Origin of the sequence: Streptodolium elevatio, from assembly GCF_040649515.1 — a bacterium.
Lineage (GTDB): Bacteria > Actinomycetota > Actinomycetes > Streptomycetales > Streptomycetaceae > Yinghuangia > Yinghuangia elevatio.
On record NZ_JBEZFP010000226.1, the window covers coordinates 1 to 8,514 of the forward strand.

Here is an 8,514-nt window from a genome sequence, read left to right on the forward strand (position 1 = left end):
GGAAGGCCAGGTGTCGGTGTCACGCGCCGACGGGACGGCGTAGCAACCGCGCCGGGATCAGTCGGTGTTCGTCGGCTGCGTGGTCGACAGAGACAGCGTCGATCTGGGCGATCGAGCCCTCCTGCGCCCGGATGACGCCCGCGAAGTAGCGGAAGTGGTCGACGGCGAGCGGGAGATCGGCGGCCAGCGCCTCGCGAACCGGTTTGCCGTTGTCCCACGTCTCGGTGACCGCGAGCCGCTCCAGGTTCTCTTCCATGCGGTCCGCGATCCGCAGCAGCATGCGCGACCGCTCGGTGGTGCTGGTGCGACCCCACGTCTCGGCGGCGGCATGCGCGGCGTCGAGGGCGAGTTCGATGTCCTCGGCGGTCGAGCGGGCGACCTCGCAGTACTGCTGCCCGGTGACCGGCGAGATGTTGGGGAAGTACTCCCCGCGTACCGGCGGCACCTGCTTGCCACCGATGAAATTGTCGTACCTCTGCTGGAAGTTGAGGATGCTGTCGGGCTGTCCTGGCCGCTGGTACACCACGTGTCCTCCTCGGCACGGCGACGGTGCTCGCCACGAACGGAGTTGCGGATGGCTGTCGGGAGCGGAGTGCGGGTCCCGGGGACGCTGACGTACCGACGAAGCTAGTAGTAGTCACGCCGTCACACCACCCATCCGGGTGAACATCACGGGCGTGATGGCCACCAGCGTGCCGTACCAGTTGGCCTCGGCGGCCCGCCTGCGCCGCGACGGCCCGACGCGGGTCCCGTCCGGGCCAAGGGCTGGGTACGCTTCGGGCCATGCCCAACTACGACTTCCGCTGCCGCGCGTGCGGCGACACCTTCACCGTGAACCGCCCGATGTCGATGTCGAGCGCACCCGCGACCTGCCCCGCCGGGCACGACGACACGGTCAAGCTCCTGTCCGCGGTCGGGATCTCCGGCAGCCTCGGCTCAGGCCCCGCTCCCGCGCCGCGTCCGTCCGGTGGCGGCGGGGCGTGCTGCGGCGGGGGCTGCTGCGGCTGACCGCCGCGCCCGCGGCAGTCGCCGCGCGCGGGTGCCCGCCGCTTCCGGCGCCTCGGAGTCGGCCGCCGCGGACGCACGCAACGCCGCGGGGATCTCGGCTTCCAGATCCCATCGGGCCAGCGCGCGGCGGTCGAGCAGTTGCGGGGCGGCCTCCTCGGCGGCGAGGTCGTGGGCCTTGCGCGAGAAGCCGCCCGCGGTGGTGGCGAGGACGCGCGTACGTCCTTCGTGCTGCTCCGCCTCCGCCAGCCGCTCCACGACCGATCCGGACACCGTCGCCGCGCCGGCCACCGCGCGGCACCGCACGACGACGCCCGTTCCGTCGGCCAGAATGCCGGTGACGTCGACCGAGTGCGCGTCGTCGTGCACGCGCACGGCCTCGACCTCGGACAGGCCGTCGCGGCGGCACAGTTCGGCGATGTGCTCGCCCAGGCGTACAGGGTCCATGCGGTCCAGCCGCAACAGCGCGGCCCGGGCCTCGCGGTCCTGGTTCTCGCGGCGGCGGACGACCTCGACGGGCCGGGTGTCGCGCGCGAACAACCACCACAGCACGATGACCGCGATGCCGGCCCCGCCGCCGTAGACGCCCAGCAGGTAGGGCTCCTGGTCGACGCCCGCCGCCTCGATCAGCGCCCACGCACCGACCGCGAGCGCCTCCGCGCCGACCAGCAGCGCCGCCAGCCATCCCGGTGAACGCCGCGCCCCTGCACGGCCCGCGCGTACTGCCATTTCCGCCTGCCCCCTGTCGGTCCCGGTAGTGCACTCCGTGGCCTGATACCCGCCCTGACGTTCGAAGTCGCATGGCGGTTCCCGGAATTGCGGGGCCAGGGCAGGACGGGGCAGAACGGGGCAGGGGCGGGACCGGGACCGGGCCCAGCCCCGAGCGGGGCCGGACCACAACGGCAGGTCGGCGGCGCAGGCGGAGGAGCCGCCCGGATCCGCCCTACGCCTGGTCGGGCAGGTTGGTCCAGCCCCGGCCGTCCGCCCTGCCGTACCAGCCGCTCGCCGCCGTGGTGCCGCCGTCGACCGGGAGCACATGGCCGGTGACGTACGACGACGCGTCGGACGCGAGGAACAGCACCACCTGGGCGTACTCGTCCGGCTCGCCGAAGCGGCCGACCGGGATCCACGACTGGATCAGCTTCTCGTCCCGGCCGCGCAGCATCTGCTCGCGCGGGGTCTGCAGCGTCTGCGCCATGTCGGGAGCGATGCAGTTGACGCGGACGCCCTTGCGGCCGACGTCGACCGCGAGGCTCTTGGTGAACGCGATGACCGCCGCGTTGTACGCCGAGTAGACCGGGCACCCCGGGATGCCGCGCAGCGCCTCGACCGTCGACACGTTGACGATGCTGCCCCCGCCGCTCTCGATCATCGGCGGAAGCAGCGCCTGGGTGACGCGCAGGACGTGCTCGAAATTGATCGCGTGCGACGCGGCCCAATCCTCTTCGGTGCTGCGCAGGAACACCGACGACGGGCGGTAGTCGCCGACGTTGTTGACCAGGACGTCGACGCGCCCTTCGGGGGTGGCCGCGAGGGCGGCCTCGCGCAGGCGCGCGACGGTTGCCGGCTCACGGATGTCGCCGACCACGGTGACCGCCCGGCCGCCCGCGTCGGCGATGTCCTTGGCGGCGGCTTCGGCGTACCCGGCGTCGATGTCGTTGAGGACGACGAGCGCGCCCGCCCGGGCCAGCAGGCGCGAGGCTCCGCCGCCGATCCCGGCCCCGCCTCCGGTGATCACAGCAACGCGTCCGGCCAGGGGTTCGGGATCCAGCACGCCCATCTCCTCCAAATATGACGCCCCGTCAGATACAGGCATGTTGACCGGAGTGCCCGCACAGGTCAAGCGCCGGGTCGCGCGGGTGGTGGTCGTACGGTCGAATGGTCCGAGTAGTTTTCGGGTGCGCCCGCATCCCTGCCGAACCGATCGAAAAAGAGGCCCCTGATGGACGTCACCGTCGTTCACTTGCCCGAGAACGACCGATACGAGGTCCGGGTAGACGGCCAGACCGCCGGGTACTCCGAGTACATGGCCACCGAAGAGGTGACCGTGTTCACCCACACGGAGGTATCCGACAAGTTCGAGGGCATGGGGCTCGGCGGCAAGCTCCTGAAGGGCGCGCTGGACGACGTCCGCGCCTCGGGGCGCGGTGTCCTCCCGCTCTGCCCCTTCATGAAGGGCTGGATCGAGCGCCACCCGGAGTACCAGGACCTCCTCGTCGAGGACCCGCGCGGCGAGGCGGCCGGCTGACGGCCGACCTCACCGGCTCCGGTCCGCGGAGGGCGAGGACGGAGACGACCATGACCGAATCGAAAGCCAAGGTCTACGAGACCGAAGACGTCACGGTGACCTTCGACGCGCACCGCTGCCTGCACTCGGGCGAGTGTGTGCGCGGGCTGCCCGCCGTGTTCGACACCGGCCGCAAACCCTGGGTCGACGCGTCCGCGGCCTCGCCCGAGGAGATCGGCGAGGTCATCTCGCGCTGCCCCAGCGGCGCGCTGCACTACACCCCCAAGGGCAACGCCCCGGAGACACCGGTGCACCCGACCACCGTCACGGCGGTGGCCGGCGGCCCCTTCGTGCTGCGCGGCCACCTGGTGCTGCGCACCGCCGATGGCAAGCACACGCACGAAACCCGCGCGGCCCTGTGCCGCTGCGGTCACACCGGAAACCAGCCCTACTGCGACGGCAGCAACGACTGCCTCCTCCAGGGCAAGACCTGGACGTGAGCCGCACCTGAACGCGACCCGGGGCCGCCCGACTAGCCTTCCGCCATGGACGTGCCCTCGCTCCTCTTCATCTGCACCGGAAACGCCACCCGCTCGGTCCTGGCCGGGGTGCTGGCGGAACGGGAGCGCCCCGCGTGGCGGGTGCGCACCGCCGGGACGTTCGTGATCGAGGGGCAGCCGATCAGTTGGCGCACCCGCCGGGCCCTGGAGTCCCTGGGCCTCCAGGCCGACGCGCACCGCGGTACGCAGCTGACCGCCGACCACCTCGCGGCCGCCGACGTGGTGGTGGCGCTGGCCTGCGAGCACGTCGCGTACATACGCCGCAACCACCCCGAGGCGGCCGCGCGCACGACAACGCTGCACCGGCTCGTCGCCACGTTGCCGAAGGGCCCTGGGCCGCTGGCCGGGCGCGTCGCCGGCCTCGGCCTCGCCGGGGCCGAGATCGACCCGGCCTGGGAGGACGTCGAGGACCCCGGCGGCGGCGAGGTCGAGGACTACCTCGCGTGCGCGGCCGAGATCGACACCCTGATGCGCACCGCGCTCCCTCTCCTCGGCGACTGACCGAGGCCGGGGCCCGGCCCGGCGGCCGGAACGGATCTTGCGGGCATAGCGGCCGGAAGCCGTCGCGGCGACCGCCGGAAACTGTCAAATGGCCGTTCGGGACGCTACTTTCGGGCCTTTCCCCGCCCACGCCCGACGAGGTCCCCCTGTGACGCAACCTCCCCACGGACGCAATCCCTTCTCGCCGCGGACCCCGGCCGCCGGCGCCCTCGCGGCCGAAGCCCCCGCCGCCGAAACGCCCGCGGCCGAAGCACCGGACGCGCTGCCCGCGTACTACGCCGCACTCAGCGGCGGGCCGGTCTGCGCCATCTGCGGCGCGTACCCCGCGGTCGAGGCGACGCTGCGCTCGCACGTCGGCCTCGTCCTCCTGATGTCGACGCACAAGGAGAAGTCCGTACGCTGCCGCGACTGCGGACTGGCCGCATTCCGCGACGCGCAGGAGCAGACCCTCAAGAAGGGCTGGTGGAGCGCGTGGTCGCTGGTGGTGGGGCCGCTCGTGCTGGTCACCAACCTGCGTGTCCGCGACCGGGCCCTGAAGCTGGACGCACCGCGCCCCGGCGCCCCTCGCCCGCCGCTTTCGGCCGGACGCCCGCTGCACCGGCGCCCCTGGGCGGCGACCCTCGTCGTGGTCCCGCTGCTGCTTGTGGCAATGCTGCTGACCGTCGTGCTCAGCTCCTCCGACGCCGACGGCGGCGACACCCGCGGCATATCCGAAGCGGTCGTCGGGGACTGCCTGCGCAACTTCGGGACCGAGTCCGCACCGCGCGTGTCGCCGGTCGACTGCGCGGACCCGGAGGCGGATTACACGCTCCTGGTACGCCTCGACGGCGCCACCTCCGCCGAGGGCTGCCCGTCCGTCGCGGTGGCGACGTACGCGTACCCCGGCCCCCAGCCGTTCGTGCTGTGCATGATCGAATCCGGCGGCGTCATGTTCACCCCGGGAATGTCGCCCTGATGACGCAGTGACGCAGTGCCGCAGTGCCGCAGTGCCGACGCGGCGGAGTGCGCCCTGACGGCTCCCCCGCCGGCCTTCCCCCGTAGGCTCGTCGTGTGGAGAGCCTGCGCGTCATCGAGTCCTGGCCGGTGCCGAACGCCGCGGCCGCCGTGGTCGGCGCCGACGGTGCCGTCCTCGGCACGCACGGCCCGACCGGCATGCGGTTCCAGCTGGCCTCGGTGACCAAGCCGCTGACCGCCTACGCGGTGCTGGTCGCGATCGAGGAGGGCGGCGTCGAACTCGACGAGCCCGCCGGGCCCGAGGGCGCCACCGTGCGGCACCTGCTCGCGCACACGGCCGGGTACGCGTTCGACCACGAGCGCGTCATGGCCCGGCCGGGCGACCGCCGCATCTACTCCAACGCGGGCTTCGAGGTGCTGGTCCGGCATGTCCAGGAGGCCTGCGGCATCCCGTTCCCGGTGTACCTGAACGAGGCGGTGTTCCGGCCGCTGGGCATGACCGACAGCAGCTTGGAGGGCTCCCCCGCGTCCGGCGGCGTGTCGACGGTGGACGACCTGGCCAGGTTCGCCGCCGAGCTGATGGCCCCCAAGCTGCTCGCGCCCGAGACCGTCGCCGCGGCGACGTCGGTGGCGTTCCCTGGCCTGGACGGCGTGGTCCCCGGGTACGGCCTCCAGCGACCCAACGACTGGGGCCTCGGCTTCGAGATCCGCGGCCACAAGTCCCCGCACTGGACCGGTGCCCGCAATTCACCGGCGACTTTCGGCCACTTCGGGCAGCGTGGCACGTTCCTGTTGGTCGACCCGCAGGCCGGCGCCGCCACCGTGTGCCTCGCCGACCGCGATTTCGGCACCTGGGCGATCGAGGCCTGGCCGCCGTTCAACGACGGGGTGCTCGCAGAACTGGCAGGCTGACCGGGGTCGACGCACCAACCACGCGTCCGCCCGTACCGTCGGGCCGCCGGTGGATATACCGGAAGTGTCGCAACATCTGGAACGCGACACGCCAGAGAAACTGACAGGGCGTCAATTTCCGTGGCCGGAATTGACACTGTGTCCATTGCCCGAGTGGATCGCACACCGGAATCGTTCATGCCCAAGCGGAACAGGGTCCGCAACCGACCCTCTCGGCCCGCTCAGACGCACCGCCCGGTCCATCCCCTCGGTCCCACGCACCGCACGCACCCGGCACGTCACGCATCTCTCCCCGCGCTGCTGGGCGACCACACCCTCCAGGAGGTCCGCCGCATGAACTCCCGGGACATCAGATCCGGTTCCCCTTCCGACCTCGGCCCCGAGTTCGACGACGCACTCGACCGGATGTCCGCCCCGGTACGCGCGGCGGCCGTCCGCAACATCGTCTCCGGCCGCGGCGCCGCGGTCCGCGCCGCGATATCGCGGCGCACGATGCTGCGCGGAAGTGCCGCGGCAGGCCTGGCCGTTGCTGCCGGTGGCCTGCTCACCGCCTGTGGGGACGACAGCGGGAGCGGCGGCGGTTCCGACATCGTCTTCTCGAACTGGCCGCTCTACATCGACGTCGACGAGCAGGACGAGAACAAGCACCCCACGCTCGACGCGTTCACCGCGGAGACCGGCCTCAAGGTCAAGTACACCGAGGACATCAACGACAACAACGAGTTCTACGCGAAGATCGAGCCGCAGCTCGCGAAGGGCTCGGACACCAAGCGCGACCTGATCGTGCTGACCGACTGGCTGGCCTCCACGCTGGTGCGCCGCGGGTACGTGCAGAAGATGGACCCGGCCAACATGCCCACCGCGGTCAAGAACCTCGACCCGCGCTACAAGGGCAACTCATGGGACCCGAACCGCGAGTTCGCGTACCCGTGGACGCAGCTGTCCACCCTGATCGCGTACAACGAGCAGGCGACCCGCGGCTTCGTCCCCGCCACCGTCGACGACCTCCTCACCAACCCGCAGCTGAAGGGCAAGGTCGCCCTGCTGACGGAGATGCGCGACACGGTGGGCATGGTGCTCCTGGGCATGGGCAAGCAGACCGAGTCGTTCACCGACGACGACTACAAGGCGGCCATCGACAAGATCCAGAAGGCGGTGGACAGCGGCCAGATCCGGCGCTTCACCGGCAACGACTACGCGCAGGAGCTGCAGGCCGGGGACATCGCCGCATGCCTCGCGTGGTCCGGCGACCTGATCCAGCTCCAGGCGGACACCCCGTCCGTGCGGTTCGCCGTGCCCGAGCACGGATACCCCATCGGCACCGACGAGTTGCTGATCCCGACGAAGGCCGCGCACAAGGCCAACGCCGAGAAGCTGATCGACTACTACTACCGCGTCGACGTCGCCGCGAAGCTGACCGCGTCCATCAACTACATCTCGCCGGTCGTCGGCGTCCGCGACGAACTGCTGAAGCTCGACCCGGAGATCGGCAAGAACGAGCTGGTGCTCCCGTCCGAGGCGATGGCCGCCAAGGCGCACACGTTCCGGGCCCTCACCGAGGACGAGGAGACGCGGTACGAAGAGGCCTTCGCCAAGGTCATCGGCGTCTGACGCAGCCGCCCACCGCCCGACCGAGGGCGGAGTCACCGGACTCCGCGGACGAGACCCCGCGGACGCGACCGCACGGAGGGGTCGCGCCGGGGGCTTCGCCCCTCGGCATGCCCCCGGCAACCAGGTAAGGATCAGCATGAAGGATCAGGGGCGCGACGCCGGCCGGGTCGAACTGACCGGCCTGAGCAAGCGGTTCGGCGGGTTCACCGCCGTACGGCCCATCGACCTGACCGTCCCGGAGGGGTCGTTCTTCGCCCTGCTCGGCGCGTCCGGGTGCGGCAAGACGACGACGCTGCGGATGGTCGCGGGCCTCGAACAGCCCACCTCGGGCCGGGTGGTCATCGGCGGCCAGGACGTCACCCGGCTTCCCCCGCACAAGCGGCCGGTCAACACGGTGTTCCAGAGCTACGCGCTGTTCCCGCACCTCACGGTCGCCGAGAACGTCGCGTTCGGGCTGCGTCGCAAGGGCCGCAAGGACATCGCCGGACCGGTCAAGGACATGCTCGAACTGGTGCAACTCGGCGAACTGGGCAGGCGCAAGCCGGCGCAGTTGTCCGGTGGCCAGCAGCAGCGGGTGGCGGTGGCACGCGCGCTGATCAACCACCCGCAGGTGTTGCTGCTCGACGAGCCGCTGGGCGCGCTGGACCTGAAGCTGCGCCGCCAGATGCAACTGGAGCTCAAGCGCATCCAGACCGAGGTCGGCATCACCTTCGTGCACGTGACGCACGACCAGGAAGAGGCCAT

At 71.5% G+C, this 8,514-nt stretch carries 10 protein-coding genes and 1 pseudogene; 8 read left to right on the forward strand and 3 right to left on the reverse strand.

Going from position 1 to position 8,514, the window contains the following annotated elements:
* Positions 1–105: 105 nt before the first annotated feature.
* Positions 106–526: pseudogene (locus AB0C36_RS41780) on the reverse strand (aldehyde dehydrogenase family protein); the annotation flags it as partial.
* A gap of 257 nt (positions 527–783) precedes the next feature.
* Here AB0C36_RS41780 and AB0C36_RS41785 point away from each other — a divergent pair.
* Positions 784–1,008, forward strand: coding sequence for an FmdB family zinc ribbon protein (locus AB0C36_RS41785; RefSeq protein ID WP_358364705.1), 225 nt, complete (start codon positions 784–786; stop codon positions 1,006–1,008).
* Here the strand turns inward: AB0C36_RS41785 and AB0C36_RS41790 are convergent.
* Together AB0C36_RS41790 and AB0C36_RS41795 are read right to left on the reverse strand one after the other, a co-directional pair.
* Entirely contained in the window at positions 937–1,734 is a 798-nt protein-coding gene (locus tag AB0C36_RS41790; protein WP_358364707.1) for a restriction endonuclease, read from the reverse strand. The two genes, AB0C36_RS41785 and AB0C36_RS41790, sit on opposite strands and share 72 nt — an antisense overlap.
* Positions 1,735–1,948: 214 nt before the next feature.
* Positions 1,949–2,821, reverse strand: a complete 873-nt coding sequence (locus AB0C36_RS41795; protein WP_358364709.1) for an SDR family NAD(P)-dependent oxidoreductase — start codon at positions 2,819–2,821, stop codon at positions 1,949–1,951.
* 126 nt (positions 2,822–2,947) lie between these two features.
* On the opposite strand from AB0C36_RS41795, the gene AB0C36_RS41800 reads away from it, so the two are divergent.
* The 7 genes from AB0C36_RS41800 to AB0C36_RS41830 all read left to right on the forward strand — a co-directional run.
* A complete protein-coding gene (locus AB0C36_RS41800) occupies positions 2,948–3,253 on the forward strand; it encodes a GNAT family N-acetyltransferase (RefSeq protein ID WP_358364712.1) in 306 nt (101 codons plus the stop codon).
* A gap of 50 nt (positions 3,254–3,303) precedes the next feature.
* Complete coding sequence (locus AB0C36_RS41805; protein ID WP_358364715.1) at positions 3,304–3,732, forward strand: (4Fe-4S)-binding protein; 429 nt, start codon at positions 3,304–3,306, stop codon at positions 3,730–3,732.
* A 45-nt stretch (positions 3,733–3,777) separates the two neighbouring features.
* A complete protein-coding gene (locus AB0C36_RS41810; RefSeq protein ID WP_358364718.1) occupies positions 3,778–4,293 on the forward strand; it encodes an arsenate reductase/protein-tyrosine-phosphatase family protein in 516 nt (171 codons plus the stop codon).
* 148 nt (positions 4,294–4,441) lie between these two features.
* Positions 4,442–5,248, forward strand: a complete 807-nt coding sequence (locus tag AB0C36_RS41815; protein ID WP_358364721.1) for an LppU/SCO3897 family protein — start codon at positions 4,442–4,444, stop codon at positions 5,246–5,248.
* 95 nt (positions 5,249–5,343) lie between these two features.
* Positions 5,344–6,159 carry a serine hydrolase domain-containing protein gene (locus AB0C36_RS41820; protein ID WP_358364724.1) on the forward strand — a complete coding sequence of 272 codons (816 nt, stop codon included), beginning with the start codon at positions 5,344–5,346 and terminating at the stop codon, positions 6,157–6,159.
* A gap of 405 nt (positions 6,160–6,564) precedes the next feature.
* Positions 6,565–7,770, forward strand: a complete 1,206-nt coding sequence (locus AB0C36_RS41825) for a polyamine ABC transporter substrate-binding protein (RefSeq protein ID WP_435839229.1) — start codon at positions 6,565–6,567, stop codon at positions 7,768–7,770.
* 136 nt (positions 7,771–7,906) lie between these two features.
* A partial coding sequence (locus AB0C36_RS41830; protein WP_358364727.1) for an ABC transporter ATP-binding protein occupies positions 7,907–8,514 on the forward strand: 608 nt, incomplete at its 3' end.

Excerpts from the sequence above, each read along its gene's own strand:
- AB0C36_RS41785 (WP_358364705.1), top strand. The coding sequence starts at position 784 with ATGCCCAACTACGACTTCCGCTGCCGCGCGTGCGGCGACACCTTCACC.
- AB0C36_RS41790 (WP_358364707.1), bottom strand. The coding sequence starts at position 1,734 with ATGGCAGTACGCGCGGGCCGTGCAGGGGCGCGGCGTTCACCGGGATGG.
- AB0C36_RS41795 (WP_358364709.1), bottom strand. The coding sequence starts at position 2,821 with ATGCCTGTATCTGACGGGGCGTCATATTTGGAGGAGATGGGCGTGCTG.
- AB0C36_RS41800 (WP_358364712.1), top strand. The coding sequence starts at position 2,948 with ATGGACGTCACCGTCGTTCACTTGCCCGAGAACGACCGATACGAGGTC.
- AB0C36_RS41805 (WP_358364715.1), top strand. The coding sequence starts at position 3,304 with ATGACCGAATCGAAAGCCAAGGTCTACGAGACCGAAGACGTCACGGTG.
- AB0C36_RS41810 (WP_358364718.1), top strand. The coding sequence starts at position 3,778 with ATGGACGTGCCCTCGCTCCTCTTCATCTGCACCGGAAACGCCACCCGC.
- AB0C36_RS41825 (WP_435839229.1), top strand. The coding sequence starts at position 6,565 with ATGTCCGCCCCGGTACGCGCGGCGGCCGTCCGCAACATCGTCTCCGGC.